The 26,115-nt window shown below is 56.4% G+C and carries 25 protein-coding genes and 1 other annotated feature; of the genes, 18 read left to right on the forward strand and 7 right to left on the reverse strand.

Annotation, left to right across the window (positions count from 1 at the left end; all coding sequences use genetic code 11):
* Window positions 1-53 precede the first annotated feature (53 nt).
* The gene (gene deoB / locus AOY23_RS02580; protein ID WP_054178282.1) at window positions 54-1,277 is read left to right on the forward strand and encodes a phosphopentomutase; all 1,224 of its coding nucleotides are present in this window, start codon (window positions 54-56) and stop codon (window positions 1,275-1,277) included.
* 73 nt (window positions 1,278-1,350) lie between these two features.
* Window positions 1,351-2,070, forward strand: a complete 720-nt coding sequence (deoD, locus tag AOY23_RS02585; protein WP_054178283.1) for a purine-nucleoside phosphorylase — start codon at window positions 1,351-1,353, stop codon at window positions 2,068-2,070.
* Window positions 2,071-2,128: 58 nt separating this feature from the next.
* Here deoD and lplA read toward each other — a convergent pair whose 3' ends face one another.
* Window positions 2,129-3,145 carry a lipoate--protein ligase LplA gene (lplA, locus tag AOY23_RS02590; RefSeq protein WP_054178284.1) on the reverse strand — a complete coding sequence of 339 codons (1,017 nt, stop codon included), beginning with the start codon at window positions 3,143-3,145 and terminating at the stop codon, window positions 2,129-2,131.
* 35 nt (window positions 3,146-3,180) lie between these two features.
* Window positions 3,181-3,828 carry a YtjB family periplasmic protein gene (locus tag AOY23_RS02595; RefSeq protein WP_054178285.1) on the reverse strand — a complete coding sequence of 216 codons (648 nt, stop codon included), beginning with the start codon at window positions 3,826-3,828 and terminating at the stop codon, window positions 3,181-3,183.
* A 104-nt stretch (window positions 3,829-3,932) separates the two neighbouring features.
* Here AOY23_RS02595 and serB point away from each other — a divergent pair, with 104 nt between their 5' ends.
* Genes serB through nadR form a run of 3 tightly spaced genes read left to right on the forward strand, consistent with a single transcriptional unit; the run spans window position 3,933 to window position 7,562 of the window.
* Window positions 3,933-4,904 carry a phosphoserine phosphatase gene (gene serB, locus AOY23_RS02600; protein WP_054178286.1) on the forward strand — a complete coding sequence of 324 codons (972 nt, stop codon included), beginning with the start codon at window positions 3,933-3,935 and terminating at the stop codon, window positions 4,902-4,904.
* A 9-nt stretch (window positions 4,905-4,913) separates the two neighbouring features.
* The gene (gene radA, locus AOY23_RS02605) at window positions 4,914-6,296 is read left to right on the forward strand and encodes a DNA repair protein RadA (protein ID WP_054178287.1); all 1,383 of its coding nucleotides are present in this window, start codon (window positions 4,914-4,916) and stop codon (window positions 6,294-6,296) included.
* A gap of 33 nt (window positions 6,297-6,329) precedes the next feature.
* Window positions 6,330-7,562 (forward strand): multifunctional transcriptional regulator/nicotinamide-nucleotide adenylyltransferase/ribosylnicotinamide kinase NadR, encoded by a 1,233-nt coding sequence (nadR, locus tag AOY23_RS02610; protein ID WP_054178288.1) that lies wholly within the window; start codon window positions 6,330-6,332, stop codon window positions 7,560-7,562.
* Between the two features lie 47 nt (window positions 7,563-7,609).
* Here the strand turns inward: nadR and ettA are convergent, their stop codons facing one another.
* Complete coding sequence (gene ettA, locus AOY23_RS02615; RefSeq protein WP_054178289.1) at window positions 7,610-9,277, reverse strand: energy-dependent translational throttle protein EttA; 1,668 nt, start codon at window positions 9,275-9,277, stop codon at window positions 7,610-7,612.
* Between the two features lie 181 nt (window positions 9,278-9,458).
* On the opposite strand from ettA, the gene sltY reads away from it, so the two are divergent.
* Together sltY and trpR are read left to right on the forward strand one after the other, a co-directional pair.
* Window positions 9,459-11,396 carry a murein transglycosylase gene (sltY, locus tag AOY23_RS02620; protein WP_054178454.1) on the forward strand — a complete coding sequence of 646 codons (1,938 nt, stop codon included), beginning with the start codon at window positions 9,459-9,461 and terminating at the stop codon, window positions 11,394-11,396.
* Window positions 11,397-11,486: 90 nt separating this feature from the next.
* Window positions 11,487-11,816: a trp operon repressor gene (trpR, locus tag AOY23_RS02625; RefSeq protein WP_038155773.1), complete on the forward strand. Its 330-nt coding sequence runs from the start codon at window positions 11,487-11,489 to the stop codon at window positions 11,814-11,816.
* Here trpR and yjjX read toward each other — a convergent pair.
* Window positions 11,807-12,322, reverse strand: coding sequence for an inosine/xanthosine triphosphatase (yjjX, locus tag AOY23_RS02630; protein ID WP_054178290.1), 516 nt, complete (start codon window positions 12,320-12,322; stop codon window positions 11,807-11,809). The two genes, trpR and yjjX, sit on opposite strands and share 10 nt — an antisense overlap.
* Before the next feature lie 53 nt (window positions 12,323-12,375).
* On the opposite strand from yjjX, the gene gpmB reads away from it, so the two are divergent.
* Window positions 12,376-13,023, forward strand: a complete 648-nt coding sequence (gene gpmB, locus AOY23_RS02635; protein ID WP_054178291.1) for a 2,3-diphosphoglycerate-dependent phosphoglycerate mutase GpmB — start codon at window positions 12,376-12,378, stop codon at window positions 13,021-13,023.
* A 6-nt stretch (window positions 13,024-13,029) separates the two neighbouring features.
* Here gpmB and robA read toward each other — a convergent pair whose 3' ends face one another.
* Entirely contained in the window at window positions 13,030-13,899 is an 870-nt protein-coding gene (robA, locus tag AOY23_RS02640) for an MDR efflux pump AcrAB transcriptional activator RobA (protein ID WP_054178292.1), read from the reverse strand.
* A 209-nt stretch (window positions 13,900-14,108) separates the two neighbouring features.
* Here robA and creA point away from each other — a divergent pair, with 209 nt between their 5' ends.
* The 4 genes from creA to creD are packed head-to-tail and all read left to right on the forward strand — an operon-like array spanning window position 14,109 to window position 18,118.
* On the forward strand, window positions 14,109-14,582 hold the full coding sequence (gene creA, locus AOY23_RS02645; RefSeq protein ID WP_054178293.1) for a protein CreA: 474 nt from the start codon (window positions 14,109-14,111) through the stop codon (window positions 14,580-14,582).
* 11 nt (window positions 14,583-14,593) lie between these two features.
* Window positions 14,594-15,283 carry a two-component system response regulator CreB gene (creB, locus tag AOY23_RS02650; RefSeq protein WP_054178294.1) on the forward strand — a complete coding sequence of 230 codons (690 nt, stop codon included), beginning with the start codon at window positions 14,594-14,596 and terminating at the stop codon, window positions 15,281-15,283.
* Window positions 15,283-16,707, forward strand: a complete 1,425-nt coding sequence (creC, locus tag AOY23_RS02655) for a two-component system sensor histidine kinase CreC (RefSeq protein ID WP_054178295.1) — start codon at window positions 15,283-15,285, stop codon at window positions 16,705-16,707. The genes creB and creC overlap by 1 nt, the downstream gene beginning before the upstream one ends.
* Before the next feature lie 58 nt (window positions 16,708-16,765).
* Window positions 16,766-18,118: a cell envelope integrity protein CreD gene (gene creD / locus AOY23_RS02660; RefSeq protein WP_054178296.1), complete on the forward strand. Its 1,353-nt coding sequence runs from the start codon at window positions 16,766-16,768 to the stop codon at window positions 18,116-18,118.
* Between the two features lie 45 nt (window positions 18,119-18,163).
* On the opposite strand, the gene arcA is transcribed toward creD, so the two are convergent.
* Window positions 18,164-18,880: a two-component system response regulator ArcA gene (arcA, locus tag AOY23_RS02665; RefSeq protein ID WP_038155765.1), complete on the reverse strand. Its 717-nt coding sequence runs from the start codon at window positions 18,878-18,880 to the stop codon at window positions 18,164-18,166.
* Between the two features lie 95 nt (window positions 18,881-18,975).
* Between arcA and yjjY the strand changes: the two genes are divergently transcribed.
* The 6 genes from yjjY (at window position 18,976) to thrC (ending at window position 25,243) form a co-directional block, all read left to right on the forward strand.
* The gene (gene yjjY / locus AOY23_RS22465; protein WP_152958365.1) at window positions 18,976-19,116 is read left to right on the forward strand and encodes a YjjY family protein; all 141 of its coding nucleotides are present in this window, start codon (window positions 18,976-18,978) and stop codon (window positions 19,114-19,116) included.
* A 401-nt stretch (window positions 19,117-19,517) separates the two neighbouring features.
* Window positions 19,518-20,204, forward strand: coding sequence for a tRNA/rRNA methyltransferase (locus AOY23_RS02670; RefSeq protein ID WP_054178297.1), 687 nt, complete (start codon window positions 19,518-19,520; stop codon window positions 20,202-20,204).
* A 208-nt stretch (window positions 20,205-20,412) separates the two neighbouring features.
* Window positions 20,413-20,481 carry a thr operon leader peptide gene (thrL, locus tag AOY23_RS21460; RefSeq protein ID WP_072170912.1) on the forward strand — a complete coding sequence of 23 codons (69 nt, stop codon included), beginning with the start codon at window positions 20,413-20,415 and terminating at the stop codon, window positions 20,479-20,481.
* Window positions 20,420-20,536 (forward strand) — a sequence feature (Thr leader region). Its footprint overlaps the gene before it by 62 nt.
* A gap of 24 nt (window positions 20,537-20,560) precedes the next feature.
* Complete coding sequence (thrA, locus tag AOY23_RS02675) at window positions 20,561-23,023, forward strand: bifunctional aspartate kinase/homoserine dehydrogenase I (RefSeq protein WP_054178298.1); 2,463 nt, start codon at window positions 20,561-20,563, stop codon at window positions 23,021-23,023.
* Between the two features lies 1 nt (window position 23,024).
* Window positions 23,025-23,957, forward strand: coding sequence for a homoserine kinase (gene thrB / locus AOY23_RS02680; protein ID WP_054178299.1), 933 nt, complete (start codon window positions 23,025-23,027; stop codon window positions 23,955-23,957).
* Entirely contained in the window at window positions 23,957-25,243 is a 1,287-nt protein-coding gene (gene thrC, locus AOY23_RS02685) for a threonine synthase (RefSeq protein WP_054178300.1), read from the forward strand. Before thrB ends, thrC begins: the two co-directional genes overlap by 1 nt.
* A 39-nt stretch (window positions 25,244-25,282) precedes the next feature.
* On the opposite strand, the gene yaaA is transcribed toward thrC, so the two are convergent.
* Entirely contained in the window at window positions 25,283-26,059 is a 777-nt protein-coding gene (yaaA, locus tag AOY23_RS02690; protein WP_054178455.1) for a peroxide stress protein YaaA, read from the reverse strand.
* Window positions 26,060-26,115: the final 56 nt, after the last annotated feature.

Consider the following 26,115-nt stretch of genomic DNA (forward strand, 5'->3'; position numbering starts at 1 on the left):
GATATACTGATCTGATCGCTTTTTTGCAGCGCATAGAGTACGGAGAAAGATTGATGAAACGTGCATTTATTATGGTGCTGGACTCCTTCGGCATTGGTGCTACTGAAGATGCCGACCGCTTTGGCGACGTGGGTTCAGACACCCTCGGCCATATCGCGGAAACCTGTGCCAGAGGGGACGCTGACAACGGCCGTAAAGGTCCGCTGAATCTGCCGAACCTGACCCGTCTGGGCCTGGCGAAAGCCCATGAAGGCTCAACCGGTAAAATCGCTGCGGGCCTTGATGGCAATGCGGAAGTCATTGGCGCGTACGCCTGGGCGCACGAGCTCTCTTCCGGTAAAGATACCCCGTCGGGGCACTGGGAAATCGCCGGTGTGCCGGTGCTGTTTGACTGGGGATACTTCTCCGATCAGGAAAACAGCTTCCCGCAGGAACTGCTCGATAAGCTGGTGAAACGCGCGAATCTGCCGGGTTACCTCGGTAACTGCCACTCTTCCGGGACGGTGATCCTCGACCAGCTCGGCGAAGAGCACATGAAAACCGGGAAACCGATTTTCTATACTTCCGCAGACTCGGTGTTCCAGATTGCCTGCCACGAAGAGACCTTTGGCCTCGACAGACTGTATGAACTGTGCGAAATCGCCCGCGAAGAGCTGACCGAAGGCGGCTACAACATTGGTCGTGTGATTGCGCGTCCGTTTATCGGTGACAAACCGGGCCACTTCCAGCGTACCGGCAACCGCCACGATCTGGCAGTAGAGCCGCCTGCACCGACCGTGTTGCAGAAACTGGTCGACGAGAAAGACGGCCAGGTGGTTTCGGTGGGTAAAATCGCCGACATTTACGCTAACTGCGGCATCACCAAAAAAGTGAAAGCCACCGGACTGGACGCGCTGTTTGACGCCACGATCAAAGAGATGAAAGAGGCGGGTGACAAGACCATTGTCTTCACCAACTTCGTCGATTTCGACTCCTCCTGGGGTCACCGTCGCGATGTCGCGGGCTATGCCGCCGGTCTGGAACTGTTCGACCGCCGTCTGCCGGAGCTGATGGAACTTGTCGGTGAAGATGACATCCTGATCCTGACCGCTGACCACGGCTGCGATCCGACCTGGAAAGGCACCGACCACACCCGTGAGCATATTCCGGTGCTGGTTTACGGCCCGAAAGTGAAAGCGGGCTCTCTGGGCCACCGCGAAACGTTTGCTGATATCGGTCAGACGCTGGCGAAATACTTTGGCACGTCTGCCATGGAATATGGCAAAGCCATGTTTTAAGGTCATTGCGATTTTGTAGGCCGGGTAAGGCACAGCCGCCACCCGGCATAAATAACTCATAAGGGAATTAAGAATGGCTACCCCACACATTAACGCAGAAATGGGTGATTTCGCAGACGTCGTACTGATGCCTGGCGATCCGCTGCGTGCGAAGCATATTGCAGAAACGTTCCTCGAAAACTTCCGCGAAGTGAACAACGTTCGCGGCATGCTGGGCTACACCGGTACTTACAAAGGCCGCAAAATCTCCGTGATGGGCCACGGCATGGGTATCCCATCCTGCTCCATCTACACCAAAGAGCTGATCACCGATTTCGGCGTGAAGAAAATCATTCGTGTGGGTTCCTGCGGCGCGGTGCGTCCGGATGTGAAACTGCGTGATGTGGTCATCGGCATGGGTGCCTGCACCGATTCCAAAGTGAACCGCCTGCGTTTCAAAGATCATGACTTTGCTGCTATCGCGGACTTCGGCATGGTGCGTAACGCGGTAGATGCAGCGAAAGCGCTGGGCGTTGATGCCCGCGTCGGCAACATCTTCTCTGCCGACCTGTTCTATACGCCGGACCCGACCATGTTTGACGTGATGGAAAAATACGGCATTCTGGGCGTGGAAATGGAAGCAGCGGGTATTTACGGCGTGGCGGCGGAATTCGGTGCGAAAGCACTGACCATCTGCACCGTGTCCGACCATATCCGTACTCACGAACAGACCACGGCGGCTGAACGTCAGACCACGTTCAACGACATGATTAAAATCGCGCTGGAATCCGTTCTGCTGGGCGATAAAGAGTAGTTTTAGTGTCAGTGCCGGGTGGCGGCTTCGCCTTACCCGGCTTACTGGTCAACGCTTTTTACCGCACGGCCCCGGCAATCCACGCCGATAACTCCCGCAACTCGTTTTCCTGCTCCGGAAAATCACCTAATAGCGCATCGCACTCCTGTTGCAGCATATCTGCCCGGTAAAGACAGCCCTGCAACCGTGCCGCCAGCGCTTCTAACGGCGCCGGGTTAAGGCTGTCGGTAAACACCTGCGTCCGGGTGATGTGACCTTTCTCGACATCAAAATGCAGTTCGACGCCGCCCCAGGTAAAACGCTCATCCAGCAGATGCGAAAACGCGGGCGCCTGACCGAAGTTCCACTCCCAACTGCTCTGGCGGGCAAAGGTCTCAGCGAAATTAGGCAGATCGGGCGTCTTGTCCGGGGAGATGATTTCCGCGTCCACGCGCTCACCGTAGTGGGCGAAAAAGGCCTCGGTCACTGCCTGGCAAATCTGTTCGTGGGTGATCCCCGGCAGCAATTCGATAAGATTCGCCACACGACCGCGCACAGAGGTTATCCCCTTCGCCTGCAGCTTTTTCTTATCAGGATTCAGGTAGTTGGCCAGTCGGCTGAGATCCGCATTCAGCAACAACGTGCCGTGGTGAAAGCCGCGATCTTTGGTTTCCCGGTAAGCGGAGCCGGAGACTTTGCGATCGCCGTCCGGCGTTTTGACCACCAGATCGTTACGCCCGGAGGCATCCGCTGTCACGCCGAGCGCGTTGAGGGCGTCGAGCACGATAGCGGTGGAAATGGTTTTATCGTATTCCGGTTTCCCCGCCATAAAGGTAAAGCAGGTATTACCGAGATCATGGAACACCGCGCCGCCGCCACTGCTGCGACGCGCCAGGCGCACGTTATCTTCTTCCATGCGCCGTGTGTTGCACTCTTTCCACGGGTTCTGCGCGCGACCAATGACCACGGTATCGGCGTTGCGCCACAGGAACAGCACCCGCTGAGTGGCGGGCATCTGGCGGAAAATACACTCTTCCACCGCAAGGTTAAACCAGGGATCATAAGAGTCTGAAATAAGCAGACGGAGCGTCGACATGGCAGATTTCCTTTCTGAAACGAAATCTGATTCTATCATCCTTCTTTCTTCTCGCTCTCATCCTCTTCCGGCACCGACTTGTTGGCGGTGAGCAGGAAAGGGGACTGCTGCCAGCGGGTACGTTTGCCGCGCAGCAACGTACGCGCCAGCACCACGCCAATCGCCAGTGACAGCAACAGCATCAGCCGAAGAATATTGGTGGTGTTATCCACCTGACGGGCTTCCGTCGGCAGCGTGTGGGTATCCAGCGTCAGGCGCAGATAGCCGAGCGGGCCGTTTTTGCCCTGTACCGGCTCGACAATTTGTTGATTGAAATAGCCGCCCGCTTTTTTGCCATCCAGCGCCAGCCGGTCGCGCACGTCGACGCCTTCCCCGGCACGGGCCACGAGATCGCCCTCTCCGTCGTAGACGCCCGCATCAAGAATGCGGCTTTCCGTCGTCAGTTGCGTCAGCAAATGGGTGATCTTTTTTTCATCCGGATTATCCGTTCGCATCAGCGGCGCCAGATTCTGCGTCACCTGGCGGGCCAGCGTCCGCGCCAGCTCTTCCATCTGCGGATTACGCTGCCGCTGGTGGTTCTGGCTGAACCAGGACGCCCCCTGCATCAGGGCAACCAGCAGGGCGAGACATATCAGAACGATCACGGCGCGATGCAGCCGGAATTTCAGTTTTGCGCGAACCATATTCCACCTTTGAAAATTTGCAGCTTAATGTTGCCAGAAGCGCTGGTTACAAGGTAGCCTCATGCGTTATTTTCCTTACCTGTTTGTTGATGCGTGGAGCTGTAATGCCGAACAGTCTGACCTGGTGCGATCTCCCTGAAGACGTCTCTCTGTGGCCCGGATTGCCGCTTTCATTAAGTGGCGATGAAGTGATGCCGCTTGATTATCATGCTGGCCGCAGTGGCTGGCTGCTGTACGGCCGCGGCCTGAATAAAGAACGTCTGACGACCTATCAGAGCACGTTAGGGGCGGCGATGGTGATCGTCTCCGCCTGGTGCGTGGAAGATTATCAGGTCATCCGCCTGGCCGGTTCGCTGACGCCACGCGCCACGCGTCTGGCTCACGATGCCGGGCTGGACGTCGCGCCGCTGGGTAAAATTCCACACCTTAAAAGCCCAGGCCTGTTGGTGATGGACATGGATTCGACGGCCATTCAGGTTGAATGCATCGACGAAATCGCCAAACTGGCCGGTACCGGCGACATGGTGGCGGAAGTCACCGAGCGCGCCATGCGCGGCGAGCTGGATTTTGCCGCCAGCCTGCGCAGCCGTGTGGCCACGCTGAAAGGGGCCGACGCCGCTATTCTACGCCAGGTTCGTGACGATTTGCCGTTGATGCCGGGGCTGACGCAATTAGTGCTGAAGCTACATGCGCTGGGCTGGCATGTGGCGATCGCGTCCGGCGGCTTTACCTTTTTTGCTGAATACCTGCGCGATAAACTGCATCTCAGCAGCGTGACCGCCAACGAACTGGAAATCATCGACGGCAAGCTCACTGGTCACGTGATTGGTGATATCGTCGATGCGAAGTATAAAGCCAATACCCTGAAGCGTCTGGCGGCAAAATTTGAAATCCCGGAAGGGCAAACGGTCGCCGTGGGTGATGGCGCCAACGATCTGCTGATGATCAAAGCCGCCAGTCTTGGCATCGCCTACCACGCTAAACCGAAAGTTAATGAACAGACGGAAGTGTCCATCCGTCACGCTGACCTGATGGGGATCTTCTGCATTCTCTCCGGCAGCCTGAATCAAAAGTAAGAGGTCTCTGTGGCGAAAGCACCGAAACGCGCATTTGTCTGTAACGAGTGTGGTGCGGATTATCCGCGCTGGCAGGGGCAGTGCAGCGCCTGCCATGCCTGGAACACGATCACCGAAGTGCGTATTGCCGCTTCGCCCACGGTGGCGCGTAACGAGCGTCTGAGCGGCTATGCGGGCAGCGCTGGCCCGTCGAAAGTGCAGAAGCTGTCAGACATCAGCCTGGAAGAGCTCCCGCGCTTCTCCACCGGTTTCAAAGAATTTGACCGCGTGCTGGGCGGCGGCGTCGTGCCGGGCAGTGCGATCCTGATTGGCGGTAACCCCGGCGCGGGGAAATCCACGCTGCTGCTGCAGACGCTGTGTCGCCTCGCCGAGCAGATGAAAACCCTGTACGTCACCGGCGAAGAGTCACTGCAACAGGTGGCGATGCGCGCGCACCGTCTCGGCCTGCCAACGGCAAATCTGAATATGCTGTCCGAAACCAGCATTGAACAAATCTGTCTTATCGCTGACGAAGAACAACCGCGCCTGATGGTCATCGACTCCATCCAGGTGATGCATATGGCCGATATCCAGTCATCGCCCGGCAGCGTGGCGCAGGTGCGTGAAACCGCGGCTTATCTGACGCGGTTTGCCAAAACGCGCGGCGTGGCGATCGTGATGGTCGGGCATGTGACGAAAGACGGCTCGCTGGCCGGGCCGAAAGTGCTTGAGCACTGCATCGACTGTTCCGTGTTGCTCGACGGCGACGCCGATTCCCGCTTCCGTACGCTGCGCAGCCATAAGAACCGCTTTGGCGCGGTGAATGAGCTGGGTGTATTCGCCATGACCGAGCAGGGGTTGCGCGAAGTCAGCAACCCGTCGGCGATTTTCTTGAGCCGTGGCGATGAAGTCACGTCCGGCAGTTCGGTGATGGTAGTGTGGGAAGGCACGCGTCCGCTGCTGGTCGAGATTCAGGCGCTGGTGGATCATTCCATGATGGCTAACCCGCGCCGCGTGGCGGTGGGGCTGGAGCAGAACCGACTGGCGATCCTGCTGGCGGTGCTGCATCGCCACGGCGGCCTGCAAATGGCCGACCAGGACGTTTTCGTCAACGTGGTCGGCGGCGTGAAAGTCACCGAAACCAGCGCTGATCTGGCACTGCTGCTGGCGATGGTTTCCAGCCTGCGTGACCGACCCTTACCGCAGGATTTAGTCGTCTTTGGCGAAGTCGGTCTGGCGGGCGAAATTCGTCCGGTACCGAGCGGTCAGGAGCGTATTTCCGAAGCGGCAAAACACGGTTTCCGTCGGGCGATCGTCCCGGCCGCCAACGTGCCGAAAAAAGTCCCGGAAGGGATGCAAGTCTTTGGTGTGAAAAAACTCTCTGATGCGTTAAGTGTCTTTGACGACTTATAATACAAAGCACAACTTCAACTCAGAGGGGCATTCATGTCGTCATTTGACTATCTGAAAACCGCCATCCGTCAGAAAGGCTGTACCCTGCAGCAGGTGGCGGATGCCAGCGGCATGACCAAAGGCTATTTAAGCCAGCTGCTGAATGCCAAAATCAAAAGCCCCAGCGCGCAAAAGCTGGAAGCCCTGCACCGTTTTCTGGGGCTTGAGTTTCCGCGTCGTGAGAAAAACATCGGCGTGGTGTTTGGTAAGTTTTATCCGCTGCATACCGGTCATATCTACCTGATCCAGCGCGCCTGTAGTCAGGTCGATGAGCTGCACATCATCATGGGTTATGACGACACGCGCGACCGCGCGCTGTTCGAGGACAGCGCCATGTCCCAACAACCGACAGTATCTGACCGTCTGCGCTGGTTGCTGCAAACTTTTAAATATCAGAAGAACATCCGTATTCATGCCTTCAATGAAGAGGGAATGGAGCCCTATCCACACGGCTGGGACGTCTGGAGCCGGGGCATTCATGCCTTCATGGAGGAGAAAGGGATCACGCCGAACTGGATCTACACCTCCGAAGAAGCGGACGCACCGCAGTACCTGAAGCATCTGGGCGTTGAAACGGTGCTTATCGATCCGAAGCGTACCTTCATGAACATCAGCGGCGCGCAGATCCGTGAGAACCCGTTCCGCTACTGGGAATACATCCCGACGGAAGTAAAACCGTTTTTCGTGCGCACGGTAGCGGTGCTGGGGGGCGAGTCGAGCGGTAAATCGACGCTGGTGAACAAACTTGCCAACATCTTCAATACCACCAGCGCCTGGGAATATGGTCGCGATTATGTCTTTTCGCATCTTGGTGGCGATGAGATGGCGCTGCAGTATTCTGATTACGACAAGATCGCGCTCGGTCATGCGCAATATATTGATTTCGCGGTGAAATATGCGAATAAAGTCGCGTTTGTTGATACTGATTTCGTCACAACGCAGGCGTTCTGTAAAAAATACGAAGGGCGCGAACACCCGTTTGTGCAGGCGCTGATTGATGAATACCGTTTCCACCTGGTTATCCTGCTGGAAAACAACACGCCGTGGGTGGCGGACGGTCTGCGCAGCCTCGGCAGCTCGGTTGATCGCAAAGAGTTTCAGACGCTACTGGTGGAGATGCTCAACGCCAACAACATTGAGTTTGTGCATGTGAAAGAGCCGGATTACGACGGGCGTTTTCTGCGCTGCGTGGAGCTGGTGAAAGAGATGATGGGCGAGCAGGACTGAGACAGACATGCCGGATAAGCGTAGCGCCATCCGGCATGTCGCGTTAATTACTTCGCAATACGTTTGTACTTGATACGCTTCGGCTCCAGCGCATCGGCGCCGAGGGTGCGTTTCTTGTACTCTTCGTACTCGGTAAAGTTACCTTCAAAGAATTCGACCTTACCTTCGTCCTGGTAATCCAGAATGTGGGTCGCGATACGGTCGAGGAACCAACGGTCGTGCGAGATAACCATCGCGCAGCCTGGGAACTCCAGCAGGGCGTTTTCCAGCGCGCGCAGGGTTTCGATATCCAGGTCGTTGGTTGGTTCATCGAGCAGCAGTACGTTACCGCCCACCTGCAGCAGTTTCGCCAGATGCAGACGACCACGCTCACCACCGGACAGTTCACCGACGCGTTTACCCTGATCAGTGCCTTTGAAGTTAAAGCGACCAACGTAGGCGCGGCTCGGCATTTCAGTGTTGCCGATCTTCATGATATCCAGACCGCCGGAGACCTCTTCCCATACGGTTTTGCTGTTGTCCATGCTGTCACGGAACTGATCAACCGAGGCCAGCTTCACCGTTTCACCGAGGGTGATGCTGCCGCTGTCCGGCTGTTCCTGACCTGACATCATGCGGAACAGCGTGGATTTACCCGCGCCGTTCGGACCGATGATGCCGACAATCGCGCCTTTCGGTACCGAGAAGCTCAGATCGTCGATCAACACGCGATCGCCGTAGGACTTACGCAGATTGCTGACTTCCACGACTTTGTCGCCCAGACGGGTTCCCGGTGGAATAAACAGTTCGTTGGTTTCGTTACGTTTCTGGTATTCAGTGTTGTTGAGTTCTTCAAAGCGAGCCAGACGCGCCTTGCCTTTCGACTGACGGCCTTTCGCACCCTGACGTACCCACTCCAGCTCTTTCTCGATGGATTTACGGCGAGCCGCTTCGGCAGAGGCTTCCTGCGCCAGACGCTGGTCTTTCTGCTCCAGCCAGGACGAGTAGTTGCCTTCCCACGGAATGCCTTCGCCACGGTCGAGTTCGAGGATCCAGCCTGCGACGTTATCCAGGAAGTAACGGTCGTGGGTAATCGCCACCACGGTGCCTTCGAAGTCGTGCAGGAAGCGTTCCAGCCAGGCCACCGACTCGGCGTCGAGGTGGTTGGTCGGTTCGTCGAGCAGCAGCATGTCTGGTTTTTCCAGCAGCAGGCGGCACAGCGCCACTCGGCGGCGCTCACCCCCGGACAGGTTAGCGATTTTCGCCTCCCACTCCGGCAGACGCAGCGCATCAGCGGCGCGCTCCAGTTGCACGTTCAGGTTATGACCGTCGTGCGCCTGGATAATTTCTTCGAACTTACCTTGCTGCGCGGCGAGCTTGTCGAAATCGGCGTCCGGTTCAGCGTATTTCGCATACACCTCGTCCAGACCCTTCAGCGCATTCACCACCTCGGAAACCGCTTCTTCTACGGATTCACGCACGGTATGCTCGGGATTCAGCTGAGGTTCCTGCGGCAGGTAGCCGATTTTAATGCCAGGCTGCGGACGGGCTTCGCCCTCGATATCAGTATCGATGCCCGCCATAATGCGCAGCAGGGTGGACTTACCGGCGCCGTTCAGGCCAAGGACACCGATTTTTGCGCCAGGGAAGAAGCTCAGCGAGATATTTTTCAAAATATGACGTTTCGGCGGAACCACTTTGCCGACACGATGCATGGTATAAACGAATTGAGCCACGTTGGACTTCGCCTCTTTTATTTTGATCAGAAGTTTTCAAAGGCGAAGTGTAGCCTTTTTCGCTGGCTAAGCCCAGCAAGGTAAAAAAGTGTCCGGAACATGGCGAATTCGGTAATGTCTTATTAGCATAAAAGAGGTCCTGAGCGGCACGATGCTGCATTTTTATATTGAGGAAGAGCTTGTGGAAAGAGCCAAAAACCTGGCCTGGCGTTTGCTGGCCGCCAGCGTCTGCCTGCTGACGGTAAACAGCCTGGCGCATGCCGATTCACTGGATGAACAGCGCAGCCGCTATCTCCAGGTTAAACAGGCATGGGATAACCGGCAAATGGATGTGGTGGCGCAACTGATGCCCACGCTGAAAGACTACCCGCTGTATCCCTATCTCGAATATCGTCAACTCACTGACGATCTGATGAACGAACCCGCGATCACCGTGACCAATTTTGTCCGCGCCAATCCGACGTTACCCCCGGCGCGTACGCTGCAAAACCGCTTTGTGAATGAACTTGCCCGCCGTGAAGACTGGCGTGGACTGCTGGCTTTCAGCCCGGAAAAACCAGGTACCACGGAAGCGCAATGTAATTACTACTACGCCAAATACAGCACCGGGCTGACACAGGACGCCTGGAACGGGGCGAAAGATCTGTGGCTGACCGGCAAGAGCCAGCCGAACGCCTGCGACAAGCTGTTCAGCGCCTGGCGCGCGTCAGGAACCCAGGATCCGCTCGCCTGGCTGGAACGTATTCGCCTGGCGATGAAAGCGGGCAACACCGGGCTGGTGAAAGCGCTGGCGGCACAGATGCCGGGCGACTATCTCACGATGGCGGCGGCGGTAACCGATCTCGCGAGCAACCCGCAGAACGTACTGACCTTCGCCCGCACGACCGGTGCGACGGATTTCACCCGCCAGATGGCGGCGGTCGCCTTTGCCAGCGTGGCGCGGCAGGATGCGGAAAACGCGCGCCTGATGATCCCGTCGCTGGTGCAGGCACAACAGCTCAATGACGCGCAGACGCAGGAACTGCGCGACATCGTGGCGTGGCGTCTGATGGCCAATGACATCACCAGCGAGCAGGCGCGCTGGCGTGACGACGCCATTATGCGTACGGAATCCACCTTGTTGCTGGAGCGCCGTGTGCGCATGGCGATTGGGTCCGGCGATCGCCGCGGCCTGAATACCTGGCTGTCGCGGCTGCCGATGGAAGCAAAAGAAAAAGACGAATGGCGCTACTGGCAGGCGGATCTGCTGATGGAGCGCGGACGTGACGCTGAAGCGAAAGAGATTTTACATTCGCTGATGCAACAGCGTGGTTTCTACCCGATGGTCGCCGCGCAGCGGCTGGGTGAAGATTACCCGCTTCGCGTGGAAAAGGCGGAGGGTACCATTGCGCCACTGCTGGTCAACGGTCAGGAAATGGCGCGGGTGCGCGAACTGATGTTCTGGGGGCTGGATAACACCGCCCGCAGCGAATGGGCCAACCTGGTCAGTAGCCGGACGAAAAACGAGCAGGCGCAACTGGCGCGTTATGCCTTTGACCGGGACTGGTGGGATCTTAGCGTCCAGGCGACGATCGCCGGGAAACTGTGGGATAACCTGCAGGAGCGCTTCCCGCTGGCCTACCGGGATCTGTACGTGCGCTATACCAGCGGCAAGGACATTACACAAAGCTATGCGATGGCGATTTCGCGTCAGGAGAGCGCCTGGAACCCGAAAGTGCGTTCGCCGGTCGGCGCGACGGGTCTGATGCAACTGATGCCAGCGACAGCAGCCCATACGGTGAAAATGTTTAACATCCCCGGTTATAGCAGCCAGAGCCAGTTGCTTGACCCGGAAACCAATATCAATATCGGCACCAGTTATCTGCAATACGTCTATCAGCAATTTGGGAATAACCGTATCTACGCCTCTGCCGCGTACAACGCGGGCCCGGGTCGCGTGCGGACGTGGCGCAGCAACAGCGCGGGTCGCCTTGATGCGGTGGCGTTTGTCGAGAGCATTCCGTTCTCAGAAACCCGCAGCTATGTGAAGAACGTACTGGCTTATGACGCCTACTATCGCTACTTCATGGGTGACAAACCGGTGATTTTGAGTGATTCAGAATTCCGCCAGCGTTACTGATTCGAAGCGAGTATGTTATGCTTTGTACTCGTTGAAGAGTACAAATAGTGGGCAGCACTCTCGCTGCCCACCCTGACATGGTGGCCTGACATGAATCAGCAATCCCCTTATTCAGCGGCGGTGACCGAACAGCGTAATCAGGAATGGCTTCGTTTTGTGGAACTGCTTCGCCAGGCGTACAGCGCCGATCTGCATCTTCCGCTGCTCAGCCTGATGATGACCCCCGATGAACGCGAAGCGCTGGGCACCCGAGTGCGCATTATTGAGGAACTGTTGCGCGGCGAAATGAGTCAGCGCGAGCTGAAAAGCGAGCTTGGCGCGGGCATTGCCACCATCACTCGTGGGTCGAACAGCCTGAAATCCGCGCCTGCCGAGCTGCGTCAGTGGCTCGAACAGACGCTGCCACACACTCAGCGATAAACCGCGTTGTGGAACGGGCTGAGCGCCAGTACCACGGCCTGATGGTAAACGCTGCTGCGAGTCAGGGTGCCAGCGGTAAACACGCCAATGGCGCCTTCTTTGCGGCCAATCTCGTCAATGCCGGTGTAATGTGACATCACCGGCCCCAGCGCCTCACCGGCGAGCACTTTCTCCAGAATGACCTTTGGCAATGGAAGCGTGGCGGAACGCGCTTCGCCGCGCTGCTCGCGGTTATCGATCACCACCCAACTGAAGGTGCTGCCCTCGTCGATACCGGCTTCAATCGCCACCCAGAAGTCAGCTTCCGGGCGCGCAAGACGGGCATTGTCGACACGATTACGTGCGCCAGCGCGTGTTTCGTCACTCCCGAGCGGCTGTTCCGGCACGCCGCTCTCGACGGAGATAGCCTCAATATGGCAGGATCCTTCGCCGAAAATCCCGGAAAAAGCGGCAAGAATCGCCTGAATTTTGGCGGGATTGGTGGTTGCTGAGACAACATAGTGCATAATCAGGATATCATTACAAAGAAATTGTCATCGCAGTATAACGGATAAAAAGCATGTTACAGGTATACCTTGTTCGCCACGGTGAAACGCAGTGGAACGCCGAGCGACGCATTCAGGGCCAGTCCGACAGTCCGCTGACCGAGAAAGGTGAGCAACAGGCCTGGCAGGTGGGTGAACGCGCCAGAACATTAGGCATCACTCATATCATCTCCAGCGATTTAGGGCGTACGCGCCGCACGGCTGAGATCATCGCCGAAGCCTGCGGGTGTCCTGTTACGCTGGACGCCCGCCTGCGTGAGCTGGACATGGGCGTGCTGGAAAAGCGCAGAATTGAATCGCTGACCGAAGAGGAAGAGGGCTGGCGTCGCCAGCTGGTCAACGGCACGCCGGACGGCCGCATTCCTGATGGCGAGTCGATGCAGGAGCTGGGCAACCGCATGCAGGCGGCGTTGCTTTCCTGCCTCGAACTGCCGGAAGGGAGCCGTCCGTTGCTGGTCAGCCACGGTATGGCGCTGGGCTGCCTGGTCAGCACCATCCTCGGGCTGCCGGCGTATGCCGAGCGTCGCCTGCGCTTACGCAACTGTTCGATTTCCCGCGTGGATTATCAGCAGAGCCCGTGGCTGGCGTCAGGATGGGTAGTAGAAACCGCAGGGGACGTTTCGCATCTTGATGCCCCTGCGTTGGATGAGCTACAGCGTTAAGACCGGTTAGCGGCGTACGGGGATCAGGTATTCGCAGCGCAGATGAATGGGCGCTTCCTGTCCCTTTACGTCGTCTTCAGGATAGAAACGTTCGATATCCAGACCCCGGCGACGCGTCAGGTTGAGCATCGGCATGCAACTGCCGTACACCGTCAGGATAAATTCCTGCAGCCCGGTGCCCAGGCCGTCGTAGGTGAACATCACATATTCACCACCTTCCAGCACAACCGGATGGGTATTCTGTACGTGCCCGTTTGCCATCTCCGGCGTCAGCGCGGTGGTGTAGAACACCTCCTGCTCGTCGTCTTTATCCTGGCTTGGACGCGGTTCATGTAAACCGTACAGCATCGGCGGGACAGACGGCGTATTGCTGAGGAATTCACGCCAGAACTGAATGCGCATCTGATGGCGGAAATCGGAGATCTCTTCCAGTTTGCAGGTATAGCTTTGGGTGACGCCGACAAGACGTGTTTCCGGCAACGTCAAAAACTCATACTTCGGCATCGTGAATTCGCCAAGACGCAGCGGCGGACGTATGCCGAACGCGCTCCAGTCCGGCGAACGGCGATACAGCGCGGGCGTCTGGTTGAACTGTTTTTTGAAGGCGCGGGTAAAGGTTTGCTGCGAATCGAAGCGGTACTGTAAGGCGATATCAAGGATCGGACGCGCCGTCAGGCGCAGGGCAACGGCGGATTTGGACAGACGGCGCGCGCGGATATAGGCGCCAATAGCATGGCCAGTCACGTCCTTGAACATCCGCTGCAAATGCCACTTGGAATATCCCGCCTTGGCTGCCACATTATCCAGTGACAACGGTTGATCCAGGTGGCCCTCCAGCCAGGAAAGGAGATCGCGAATAATTCCTGCCTGATCCATATAAATTCCTCGTCCTTAATCGCAGATACCTGATGATAAGGTAGCGGATAATAGCATTGTTTGATGTTTTAGCATTCAGTGTTTTTTTTGTTCTTAAGTGCGATTATGGAGATAATTCGGGCATAATATTCCTAACACTGTGATCTCTATATATTTTCTGCTGAAATGTTGAATAGTTGCGCAGCTAAAATTTTAAAAATGGTAACAATATGAAATATAAGAGTTTGATCGTAGCAATAATACTTTGCGTTATGGGCCAGGCCGCGCAGGCGGAACAGATAGGTTCCGTCGATACCGTCTTTAAGATGTTTGGCCCGGACCATAAGATTATTGTCGAAGCGTTTGATGACCCTGACGTTAAAAATGTCACCTGTTACCTGAGCCGCGCCAAAACCGGCGGTATTAAAGGGGGATTAGGGCTGGCAGAAGATACGTCTGACGCGGCAATTTCCTGCCAGCAGGTCGGGCCCATAGAAGTCAGCGACAAGATTAAAAACGGCAAAGCGCAGGGAGATGTGGTTTTCCAGAAACGGACTTCCCTGGTCTTTAAAAAACTGCAGGTGGTACGTTTCTTTGATGCCAAACGTAACGCGCTGGTCTACCTGACTTACTCAGACAAGGTCGTCGAAGGCTCACCGAAAAACGCGCTCAGTGCCGTGCCGATCATGCCGTGGTCCAGATAACGGAATAGTGTATGGAACAACCCCTGATCTGGCTGGTTGAGGATGAAATCGCCATTGCCGATACGCTGATGTATATGCTTCAGCAGGAAGGTTTTCAGGTAAAAGCATTCGAACGCGGCTTACCTGTGCTGGACGCGGCGCGACAGTCGCTGCCGGAACTGGCGATCCTCGATGTGGGGCTGCCGGATATCAGCGGGTTCGAGCTGTGTCGGCGGTTGCTGGCGCAGGCGCCGGGTCTGCCGGTACTGTTTCTGACTGCGCGCAGTGATGAAGTCGACAAGCTGTTGGGGCTGGAAATCGGCGCCGATGACTATGTCGCGAAACCCTTTTCGCCACGCGAGGTGTGCGCCAGAGTGCGTACCATTTTGCGCCGTCTGCAAAAGTTCTCGACGCCGCCGCCAGTGGTGCGTATCGGCCAGTTTGAGTTGAATGAAGCGGCAGCGCATGTCGACTGGTGCGGGCAGCCGCTGCAACTGACGCGCTACGAATTCCTGCTGCTGAAAACGCTGTTACAGTCGCCCGGGCGCGTTTTCTCCCGCCAGCAACTGATGGACAGGGTCTGGGGCGACGATCAGGAAAGTTTCGATCGTACCGTGGATACCCACATCAAAACGCTGCGCGCCAAGCTCCGCGCGATCAATCCGGATCTCTCGCCGATCAGCACCCATCGTGGTCTCGGCTACAGCCTGGGGTTGCACTGATGCGGATCGGGATGCGGCTGTTGCTGGGGTATTTCCTGATTGTGGCGATTGCCGCCTGGTTTGTGTTGTTCATCTTCGTTGAGGAGATCAAACCGGGCGTGCGACGCGCTACGGAAGGCACGCTCATCGACACCGCGACGCTGCTGGCCGCACTGGCGCGGGAGGATTTGCAATCCGGCGATCCGGCACACGGCAGGCTGGCGAAGGCATTCAATGAATTACAGGACCGTCCGTTCCGCGCGAATATTGGCGGTATCAATAAAGTTCGCAACGAATATCACGTCTACATGACGGATGAAAACGGCATTGTGGTGTTTGATTCCGCAGGCAAGGCTGTCGGGCAGGATTATTCCCGCTGGAACGACGTCTGGCTGACGCTGCGGGGGAAATATGGCGCCCGCAGCACCGCGCGCGATCCCGCCGATCGCGACAGCTCGGTGATGTATGTGGCGGCGCCGGTGATGGAAAACCGCCGTATCATTGGCGTGATTTCGGTGGGTAAACCGAACAGCGCAATGGCACCGGTGATCAGGCGCAGCGAGCGCCGCATGCTGTGGGCGGGCGGCGCGTTGCTGGGTATCGCGCTGCTGGTCGGTGCGGGCATGGTGTGGTGGATCAACCGTTCGATCGGCAAGCTCTCGCGCTATGCTGATTCGGTCACGCAAAATAACGCGTTGCCGTTACCGGATGTGGGCAGCAGCGAGCTGCGTAAGCTGGCGCAGGCGCTGGAGAGTATGCGGCTGCGTCTGGAGGGCAAGAATTACATCGAACAGTATGTCTACGCCCTGACCCATGAACTGAAAAGCCCGCTGGCCGCCATTCGCGGAGCCGCGGAGATCCTCAAAGAATTGCCGCCGCCGGAAGTTGTCACCCGGTTTAGCGAAAATATTCTGGTGCAAAATACGCGCATGCAGTCGCTGGTGGAGAAACTGCTGGCTCAGGCGCGGCTGGAGAATCGTGCTGACATCCCGCAACTTACCGTCGACATTGAACCGCTGTTTGCGCGTCTTGCCCGGTCACGCAGCGTGGCGCTGGAAGCGAAGGCGATAACGCTCCAGTGCGATATCTCCGCGAGCGAGGTGACTGCCGAGGAAGATCTGCTGGAGCAGGCGCTGGGGAATCTGCTGGATAACTCCATCGACTTTACCCCGGAGGGAGGAACCATCACGCTGCGCGCCGAAACGCAGGGTGACGAGGCCTGGCTCAGCGTTACCGACACCGGCAGCGGGATCCCGGATTATGCCCTTGAGCGCATTTTTGAACGCTTCTATTCTTTGCCGCGTGAAAATGGTCAGAAGAGCAGCGGGCTTGGGCTGGCATTCGTTCAGGAAGTGGCGCGTCTGCATCAGGGCGACATCCGGTTGACCAACCTGCCGGAAGGCGGCGTCAGAGCAACGCTGCGACTTCACCGTCCCTTCACATAACTTCAAATTCTCCCCACATAGCCCCGATATCCTGCCAGCATCAAAAAAGGAGAAGGCTATGTTTAAATCCCCCCTGTTTTTCAAAATTGCCACCCTGATAGGGTGCGTCGGTCTGTTACTGGTGCCATTGATGATGGTGAGTGATCTGGTGGTGGAGCGCGCCAGCTATCGTTCTCTGGTGGAAGACAGTTTGCGTCAAAGCACCAGCGGACCACAAAAGCTGATTGGCCCGTTGATTGCCATTCCGGTAAACGAAATTTACACCGTGGTTGAGGACGACAAAAATGTGCTGCGTAAGCGTTCGTATTTCCGCTACTGGCTGCCGGAATCCCTGACCGTTGAGGGGCAACAAAACGTCGAGTCCCGGGAGATTGGCATCTATGAAGGGCAAATCTGGCATTCCGCGCTGACGGTAAAAGCGCAGTTCGATCGCAGTAAGCTGGATGCACTGACCCAGGCGGAAGAGAATGTGACGCTGGGCGAACCGTTTCTGGTGATGTCGGTGGGTGATTCACGCGGGATTGGCGTGGTCGAAGCACCACAATTGAACGGAATGCCAGCCATGGTTGAGCCAGGCAGCGGGCTCTACAGTAATTTACCGGGATTGCATATGCCGCTTTCCCCGGCGATGCTCGACGCTAAAACGTTGTCACTGTCGATGACGTTAAATCTGAACGGGACGGGGAGTTTTTCCGTCGTTCCGATCGGGCGCAACAGCGAACTGGCGCTGACCAGCAACTGGCCGCATCCAGGATTCCTCGGCGATTTCCTGCCTGTTCAGCGTGAGATCACTGACAAAGGGTTCAACGCCCGCTGGCAGAGCAGCTGGTTTGCGACGGATCTGGGCAGTCAGTTTGACCGTGACTACCGCGTTGACTGGGACGCGCTGCCCGCGTTCAAAGTCTCGGTAGCCACTCCGGCGGATCAGTATCAGCTGACGGACAGGGCAATCAAATACGCGATTTTGCTGATTGCGCTGACGTTTATGGCGTTCTTCGTGTTCGAAACCCTGACGGCGCTGCGTCTGCACCCGATGCAGTATCTGCTGGTGGGGCTGTCGCTGGTGATGTTCTATCTGGTGCTGCTGGCGTTGTCTGAGCATATCGGCTTTACCGGCGCGTGGATCACCGCCAGCCTGACCGGGGCGTTCATCAACGGAATTTACCTGCAGGCGGTGCTGAAAGGGTGGCGTAACAGTCTGCTGTTCACCGCTGCGCTGCTGGCGCTGGATGGCGTGATGTGGGTGCTGCTGCGTTCCGAGGACAGCGCGCTGCTGCTGGGCACCGGCGTTCTGCTGGTGGCGCTGTGTGCAGTGATGTTCCTGACGCGTCATTTCGACTGGTATTCGCTGTCGAAACCCAAAGCGAAACCCGCGGTGCCTGAAGGCGATGAGTTACGCGTGTGGAAATAAAAAAAGGCGCCATCTGGCGCCTTTCTTCTTAATGTAAATGCAGGATTATTCCTGTAAGTCACCGCAGAAACGATAACCTTCGCCGTGAATGGTGGCGATAATTTCCGGGGTGTCCGGCGTGGATTCGAAGTGCTTACGAATACGGCGGATGGTGACATCAACGGTACGGTCGTGCGGTTTCAGCTCACGGCCAGTCATTTTCTTCAGCAGTTCAGCACGTGACTGAATCTTGCCCGGGTTTTCACAGAAGTGCAGCATCGCGCGGAATTCGCTACGCGGCAGTTTGTACTGATCGCCATTAGGGCTAATCAGCGAACGGCTGTTGATATCCAGCTCCCAGCCGTTGAATTTGTAGCTTTCAACGCTGCGGCGCTCTTCGCTCACGGTACCGAGATTCATGGTACGGGAAAGCAGGTTGCGGGCACGGATAGTCAGTTCGCGTGGGTTAAACGGCTTAGTGATGTAATCATCGGCGCCAATCTCAAGGCCGAGGATCTTATCGACTTCGTTGTCACGACCGGTGAGGAACATCAGCGCGACATTCGCCTGCTCGCGCAGTTCGCGCGCCAGCAGAAGACCATTTTTCCCGGGGAGATTGATATCCATGATCACCAGGTTGACGTCATTTTCAGATAGGATCTGATGCATTTCCGCGCCATCGGTCGCTTCGAAAACATCGTAGCCTTCTGCTTCGAAAATACTCTTTAACGTGTTGCGTGTTACCAACTCGTCTTCAACGATAAGAATGTGCGGGGTCTGCATGTTTGCTACCTAAATTGCCAACTAAATCGAAACAGGAAGTACCAAAGTCCCTGACCTGCCTGGTACATGTCGCAAATTAACATGAACGGCGTAACATGACTAAAGTACGTAATTGCGTTCTTGATGCACTTTCCATCAACGTCAACAACATCATTAGCTTGGTCGTGGGTAGTTTCCCTCTGGACCCGACAGTGTCAAAAACGGTTGTCATCCTAACCATTTTAACAGCAACATAACAGGCTAAGAGACACAGGACACCCAATAAAACTACGCTTCGTTGACATATATCAAGTTCAATTGTAGCACGTTAACACTCTAGTGAAATCCTTGCAGCAAAATGCTATCGGTTATCACAATTTTTCAACATTCTAACTAGTTGCACTGGCTAACTAATTAAGCGGACAACACCAATCCGTGGTTTTCGGAATTTCTGACAATGTCATTAGTAAACATAGGGATATATCGCTTCTGTTAACATTATATCCCGGAATACACTGAGATAATAGTTTAGCGTTTTTTATATGTTAAGAAACGCTATTTCAGTGATTTTTGTTGCAATTATGTAAATTCGCGCTGCGCAATATGTTGAGCTACATCACATTTTTAACGCGGTGTAAAAAACGCAGAGAACGGAAAAATGCATTTATCCATCGTGCTGGTGGCTCCAGCAAGAGCAGAAAATATTGGCGCGGCCGCAAGGGCGATGAAAACCATGGACTTCCACGATCTCCGCATCGTCGACAGCCAGGCGCATCGCGAACCTGCCGCACAGTGGGTCGCGCACGGTTCCGGCGATATCCTAGAAAATATAACCACTTATGCCACGCTTGCCGACGCGTTGCAGGGTGTGGATTTCACCATTGCCACGACAGCGCGCAGCCGGGCGCGCTTTCACTACTACGCAACGCCGCAGGAACTTGTCCCGCTTTTGCAGGAAAAATCGCAGTGGATGCGCCATGCTGCGCTGGTGTTCGGGCGCGAAGATTCTGGTCTGACCAACGACGAATTGGCGCTTGCCGATGTACTCACCGGCGTGCCAATGGCGGCCGATTACCCGTCATTAAATTTGGGCCAGGCGGTAATGGTGTATTGCTATCAGCTCTCCGCATTGACGCATAATTCATCAGCGCCGGTAACGTCTGGCGATGAAAATCAGCTTCAGGCATTACGTTCGCGCGCACAGGAGTTGCTCGAACGTCTTGGCGTGGCGGACGACGTCAAACTGGCCGACTGGTTGCATCAACGTCTGGGGCTGCTTGAACAACGCGACACGGCAATGTTGCACCGTTTGCTCCATGATATTGAAAAAAATCTCACAGCGTAAAATGTTGCTGAATTGTGTCTGTCTGGCGATATGGTCTGTCTGCAAGACATGATTTCGCACAATGCGGTTAAATATCAGGTGAGACTCAGCGGAAACTGAAGTGATTACGGAACGTGACAAATCTAAAAATTCGTTGACTTGGGCAGGCAGATACTTTAACCAATATAGGTACTGCACAGACAGATAACTATACAGAGCACACAACAACATGATTCGCATCAGCATGATGACCACCATTATCACCACCACCATTACCACAGGTAACGGTGCGGGCTGACGCGTACAGAAATAAAGAAAAAAGCCCGCACCTGAACAGTGCGGGCTTTTTTTTCGACCAAAGATCAAGGGGTATGACCATGCGAGTGTTGAAGTTCGGCGGTACATCAGTGGCGAATGCGGAGCGTTTTCTCCGGGTTGCCGATATTCTGGAGAGCAACGCCAGGCAGGGGCAGGTAGCCACCGTGCTCTCTGCCCCGGCCAAAATCACCAACCACCTGGTGGCGATGATTGAAAAAACCATTGGCGGCCAGGACGCTCTTAACAATATCAGCGACGCCGAACGCATTTTTGCCGAACTTCTCCAGGGCCTTGCCGATGCCCAGCCAGGATTTCCGCTGGCACAACTGAAACTCTTTGTCGAACAAGAATTCGCTCAGATTAAACACGTTTTGCATGGTATCAGCCTGCTCGGGCAGTGCCCGGACAGCGTGAATGCGGCGATCATCTGCCGTGGCGAAAAACTCTCTATCGCGATTATGGCGGGCCTGCTGGAAGCGCGCGGTCACAACGTGACGGTGATCGACCCGGTGGAAAAATTGCTGGCGGTCGGGCATTACCTTGAATCGACGGTTGATATCGCGGAATCCACACGCCGTATCGCCGCAAGCCAGATCCCCGCCGACCATATGGTGCTGATGGCGGGTTTCACGGCGGGCAATGAAAAGGGCGAACTGGTGGTGCTGGGGCGTAACGGCTCCGACTACTCTGCGGCGGTGCTGGCGGCCTGCCTGCGCGCCGATTGTTGTGAGATCTGGACGGATGTCGATGGCGTTTATACCTGCGATCCGCGCCAGGTGCCGGATGCGCGCCTGCTGAAATCGATGTCTTACCAGGAAGCGATGGAGCTTTCCTATTTTGGCGCCAAAGTGCTGCATCCGCGGACGATCGCGCCGATCGCCCAGTTCCAGATCCCCTGTCTGATTAAAAATACCGGCAATCCTCAGGCGCCGGGAACACTGATCGGCGCCAGCCGTGACGAAGACGGTCTGCCGGTGAAGGGGATTTCAAACCTCAACAACATGGCGATGTTCAACGTCTCGGGGCCTGGCATGAAAGGCATGGTCGGAATGGCGGCGCGCGTGTTCGCCACCATGTCGCGCGCACGCATCTCCGTTGTGCTGATTACCCAGTCCTCCTCTGAATACAGCATCAGCTTCTGCGTTCCACAGGGCGATTGTGCCCGCGCGAAAAAGGCGATGGAAGATGAGTTCTACCTTGAGCTGAAAGAGGGCGTGCTGGAGCCGCTGTCGATCATGGAACGTCTGGCGATCATCTCCGTGGTGGGTGACGGTATGCGTACCCTGCGCGGGATCTCTGCCAAATTCTTCGCGGCGCTGGCCCGCGCCAATATCAACATCGTTGCCATTGCCCAGGGCTCGTCGGAGCGTTCTATCTCCGTGGTGGTTAACAACGACGATGCCACGACGGGCGTGCGCGTGACGCACCAGATGCTGTTCAATACCGATCAGGTAATTGAAGTGTTTGTGATTGGTGTCGGCGGTGTCGGCGGCGCGTTGCTGGAGCAGCTTAAACGTCAGCAAACCTGGCTCAAGAACAAGCATATCGATCTGCGCGTTTGCGGCGTGGCGAATTCAAAAGCGCTGCTGACCAGCGTGCATGGCCTGAATCTGGAAAACTGGAAGGGCGCGCTGGCCGAGGCGAAAGAGCCGTTCAACCTCGGGCGACTGATTCGGCTGGTGAAAGAGTACCATCTGCTGAACCCGGTGATCGTCGATTGTACCTCCAGTCAGGCGGTCGCGGATCAATACGCGGATTTCCTGCGCGAAGGTTTCCACGTGGTGACGCCGAACAAAAAGGCGAACACCTCTTCCATGAATTATTACCATGAGCTGCGCCAGGCGGCAGCAGGTTCACGGCGTAAATTCCTCTATGACACCAACGTCGGCGCCGGGCTGCCGGTCATTGAAAACCTGCAAAACCTGCTGAACGCGGGCGATGAGCTGCAGCGTTTCTCCGGCATTCTGTCAGGATCGCTGTCGTTTATTTTCGGCAAACTGGACGAGGGCATGAGCCTCTCTGCGGCCACGGCGCTGGCGCGTGAAATGGCTTATACCGAGCCGGATCCGCGTGATGATCTGTCCGGCATGGACGTGGCGCGTAAACTGCTGATCCTCGCCCGTGAAACCGGACGCAGTCTCGAACTCAGCGATATCGTGGTGGAACCGGTTTTACCGGCAGGATTTGACGTGACAGGCGATGTCGACAGCTTTATGTCGCGCCTGCCATCACTGGATTCTGCCTTTGCGGCGCGCATTGAAAAAGCGCGTGATGCCGGGAAGGTCCTGCGCTATGTTGGCAACATTGAAGAAGATGGCGTCTGCCGGGTGAAAATCGCGGAAGTCGACGGCAACGATCCGCTGTACAAAGTCAAAAACGGCGAAAACGCGCTGGCCTTCTACAGCCACTATTATCAGCCGCTGCCGTTGATCCTGCGCGGTTATGGTGCGGGCAATGACGTGACGGCGGCCGGTGTGTTTGCCGATCTGCTGCGCACCTTATCATGGAAGTTAGGAGTTTAAGATGGTGAAAGTCTATGCCCCGGCCTCCAGTGCCAATATGAGCGTGGGGTTTGATGTGCTTGGCGCGGCCGTGACGCCGGTCGACGGTACGCCGCTCGGCGACAATGTTTCCGTCGAGGCCGCAGATCATTTCAGTCTGATCAATGCGGGCCACTTTGCCAGTAAGCTGCCGGCTAATCCGCAGGAAAACATCGTCTGGCAGTGCTGGGAGCGCTTCTGTCAGGAGATTGGCAAAACAGTGCCGGTGACCATGACGCTGGAAAAAAATATGCCGATCGGCTCGGGTCTTGGCTCCAGCGCCTGCTCGGTGGTGGCGGCGCTGGTGGCGATGAACGAATACTGCGGTAAGCCGCTGAATGAACACCGCATGCTGGCGCTGATGGGCGAGCTGGAAGGGCGTATCTCCGGCAGCATTCATTACGACAACGTCGCGCCGTGCTATCTGGGCGGCATGCAGTTGATCCTCGAAGAGGGCGGCATTATCAGCCAGCAGGTGCCAGGCTTTGATGAGTGGTTGTGGGTGCTGGCCTATCCGGGCATTAAAGTGTCGACCGCCGAAGCGCGGGCGATTTTACCGGCGCAGTATCGCCGCCAGGATTGTATCGCCCACGGGCGGCACCTGGCGGGTTTCATTCACGCCTGCTACTCACGCCAGCCGCGACTGGCGGCGGCGTTGATGAAGGACGTGATTGCCGAGCCATATCGCACCAAACTGTTGCCGGGCTTCGATGCCGCACGACAGGGCGTCGCGGAAATTGGCGCGCTGGCCTGCGGGATTTCCGGTTCCGGGCCGACGCTGTTTGCGCTCTGTGATAAACCGGAGACCGCGCAGCGGGTGGCTGACTGGCTCAGCAAACACTATCTGCAAAATCAGGAAGGCTTTGTTCATATTTGTCGGCTGGATACAGCGGGCGCACGCGTGGTGGAAAATTAATGAAACTCTACAACTTAAAAGATCATAACGAGCAGGTCAGTTTCGCCCAGGCCGTGACGCAGGGGTTGGGCAGAAATCAGGGGTTATTCTTTCCGCATGATCTGCCGGAATTCAGCCTGACGGAAATCGATGAGATGCTGAAGCAGAATTTCATCACCCGCAGCGCCAAAATTCTCGCCGCGTTTATCGGTGATGAGATCCCACAGGAGTTGCTGGAAGAGCGCGTACGCACCGCGTTCGCCTTCCCGGCGCCGGTGAAAAAAGTGCAGGAGGACGTCGGTTGCCTCGAACTGTTCCACGGCCCGACGCTGGCATTTAAAGATTTCGGCGGGCGCTTTATGGCGCAGATGCTGGGCCATATCAGCGGCGATAAGCCGGTCACCATTCTGACAGCGACTTCTGGCGATACGGGCGCGGCGGTCGCACACGCCTTTTATGGCATGAAAAATGTGCGCGTGGTGATCCTCTATCCGCGCGGCAAAATCAGTCCGTTGCAGGAAAAACTGTTCTGCACGCTGGGCGGCAACATTGAAACGGTAGCCATCGACGGTGATTTCGATGCCTGCCAGGCGCTGGTGAAACAGGCGTTCGATGATGAAGCGCTGAAAAAAGCACTGGGGCTGAACTCGGCAAACTCAATCAACATCAGCCGTCTGCTGGCGCAGATTTGCTACTACTTCGAAGCGGTGGCGCAGTTGCCGCAAGAAGCGCGCAACCAACTGGTGATCTCGGTGCCGAGCGGCAACTTTGGCGATCTGACCGCGGGTCTGCTGGCGAAATCGCTGGGGCTGCCGGTGAAGCGTTTTATCGCTGCCACCAACGTCAACGATACGGTGCCGCGCTTCCTGAAAGAGGGCGAGTGGAAACCCAATGCGACGCAGGCCACGCTGTCCAACGCGATGGACGTCAGCCAGCCGAATAACTGGCCGCGCGTGGAAGAGCTGTTCCGCCGTAAAATCTGGCGTCTGAAAGAGCTGGGCTACGCCACGGTGGACGACGAAACCACCAAAGCGACGATGCGTGAGCTGAAGGCGCTGGGCTACGTGTCAGAACCGCATGCCGCGGTGGCCTGGCGTGCGCTGCGTGATCAGTTAAACCCCGGCGAATACGGACTGTTCCTCGGTACGGCGCATCCGGCGAAATTCAAAGAGAGCGTGGAAGCGATTCTGGGTGAGCCGCTGGCGCTGCCGAAAGAACTGGCCGAACGTGCGGATTTGCCGCTGCTGTCGCATAACCTGCCTGCCGATTTCGCGGCGCTGCGTCAGTTGCTGATGAGCAAAGCGTAATCACTGTCCCCGGCAGTCAGCGCGCTGCCGGGGTTTTTTTTACTGCTGTTCGTGGCGTTTGAACACCAGTTCGCCGTTTGCGGACGCGTCCCCGTCAAAGAAATATCCTTCACTGTTAAACCCGGTTAACTGCTCTGGTTTCGTCAGGCGGTTTTCGATGATGTAACGGCTCATCAGACCGCGCGCTTTCTTGGCGTAGAAGCTAATCACTTTGAATTTGCCGTTTTTCTCATCGAGGAAAACAGGTTTGATGATGCTGCCCTTCAGCAGTTTCGGCTTCACGGATTTAAAGTACTCGTCTGAGGCAAGGTTAATGACGATGTCGTCGCCTTGTGCGTTCAGTGCCTCGTTGAGTTTGCTGGTAATGGTATCGCCCCAGAACTGGTAGAGATCTTTCCCCTTCTTATTTTCCAGGCGGATGCCCATTTCCAGACGGTAGGGTTGCATCAGATCCAGCGGGCGCAGCACGCCGTACAGACCGGAAAGCATTCGTAAATGCTGCTGAGCAAAATCAAAATCGGCGTCGCTGAATTTCTCCGCCTGCAGGCCGGTGTACACATCGCCTTTAAACGCGAGGATCGCCTGGCGCGCATTCTGCGGCGTGAAATCCGGGTGCCAGTCATGGAAACGGGTGGCGTTGAGATCGGCGAGCTTGTCGCTGATGCCCATCAGCCTGGCAATCTGCGGCGCAGAAAGCTTCCGCGCTTCACGGATCAACTGCTGAGAGTGATCCAGCAGTTCTGGCTGAGTATAGCGGTCGGTCGCCAGCGGGCTTTGATAATCGAGCGTTTTAGCAGGTGAAATAAGAATCAGCATATCCAGTCCTTGCAGGCATTTTTGCAGGATTTTAACAAAAAACGCCTGCGAAGTGA

It is taken from the genome of Trabulsiella odontotermitis (assembly GCF_001297775.1).
Lineage (GTDB): Bacteria > Pseudomonadota > Gammaproteobacteria > Enterobacterales > Enterobacteriaceae > Trabulsiella > Trabulsiella odontotermitis.

Excerpts from the sequence above, each read along its gene's own strand:
- deoB (WP_054178282.1), top strand. The coding sequence starts at position 54 with ATGAAACGTGCATTTATTATGGTGCTGGACTCCTTCGGCATTGGTGCT.
- deoD (WP_054178283.1), top strand. The coding sequence starts at position 1,351 with ATGGCTACCCCACACATTAACGCAGAAATGGGTGATTTCGCAGACGTC.
- lplA (WP_054178284.1), bottom strand. The coding sequence starts at position 3,145 with ATGTCGACGCTCCGTCTGCTTATTTCAGACTCTTATGATCCCTGGTTT.
- AOY23_RS02595 (WP_054178285.1), bottom strand. The coding sequence starts at position 3,828 with ATGGTTCGCGCAAAACTGAAATTCCGGCTGCATCGCGCCGTGATCGTT.
- serB (WP_054178286.1), top strand. The coding sequence starts at position 3,933 with ATGCCGAACAGTCTGACCTGGTGCGATCTCCCTGAAGACGTCTCTCTG.
- nadR (WP_054178288.1), top strand. The coding sequence starts at position 6,330 with ATGTCGTCATTTGACTATCTGAAAACCGCCATCCGTCAGAAAGGCTGT.
- trpR (WP_038155773.1), top strand. The coding sequence starts at position 11,487 with ATGAATCAGCAATCCCCTTATTCAGCGGCGGTGACCGAACAGCGTAAT.
- yjjX (WP_054178290.1), bottom strand. The coding sequence starts at position 12,322 with ATGCACTATGTTGTCTCAGCAACCACCAATCCCGCCAAAATTCAGGCG.
- gpmB (WP_054178291.1), top strand. The coding sequence starts at position 12,376 with ATGTTACAGGTATACCTTGTTCGCCACGGTGAAACGCAGTGGAACGCC.
- robA (WP_054178292.1), bottom strand. The coding sequence starts at position 13,899 with ATGGATCAGGCAGGAATTATTCGCGATCTCCTTTCCTGGCTGGAGGGC.
- creA (WP_054178293.1), top strand. The coding sequence starts at position 14,109 with ATGAAATATAAGAGTTTGATCGTAGCAATAATACTTTGCGTTATGGGC.
- creB (WP_054178294.1), top strand. The coding sequence starts at position 14,594 with ATGGAACAACCCCTGATCTGGCTGGTTGAGGATGAAATCGCCATTGCC.
- creC (WP_054178295.1), top strand. The coding sequence starts at position 15,283 with ATGCGGATCGGGATGCGGCTGTTGCTGGGGTATTTCCTGATTGTGGCG.
- creD (WP_054178296.1), top strand. The coding sequence starts at position 16,766 with ATGTTTAAATCCCCCCTGTTTTTCAAAATTGCCACCCTGATAGGGTGC.
- arcA (WP_038155765.1), bottom strand. The coding sequence starts at position 18,880 with ATGCAGACCCCGCACATTCTTATCGTTGAAGACGAGTTGGTAACACGC.
- yjjY (WP_152958365.1), top strand. The coding sequence starts at position 18,976 with ATGACTAAAGTACGTAATTGCGTTCTTGATGCACTTTCCATCAACGTC.
- AOY23_RS02670 (WP_054178297.1), top strand. The coding sequence starts at position 19,518 with ATGCATTTATCCATCGTGCTGGTGGCTCCAGCAAGAGCAGAAAATATT.
- thrA (WP_054178298.1), top strand. The coding sequence starts at position 20,561 with ATGCGAGTGTTGAAGTTCGGCGGTACATCAGTGGCGAATGCGGAGCGT.
- thrB (WP_054178299.1), top strand. The coding sequence starts at position 23,025 with ATGGTGAAAGTCTATGCCCCGGCCTCCAGTGCCAATATGAGCGTGGGG.
- thrC (WP_054178300.1), top strand. The coding sequence starts at position 23,957 with ATGAAACTCTACAACTTAAAAGATCATAACGAGCAGGTCAGTTTCGCC.
- yaaA (WP_054178455.1), bottom strand. The coding sequence starts at position 26,059 with ATGCTGATTCTTATTTCACCTGCTAAAACGCTCGATTATCAAAGCCCG.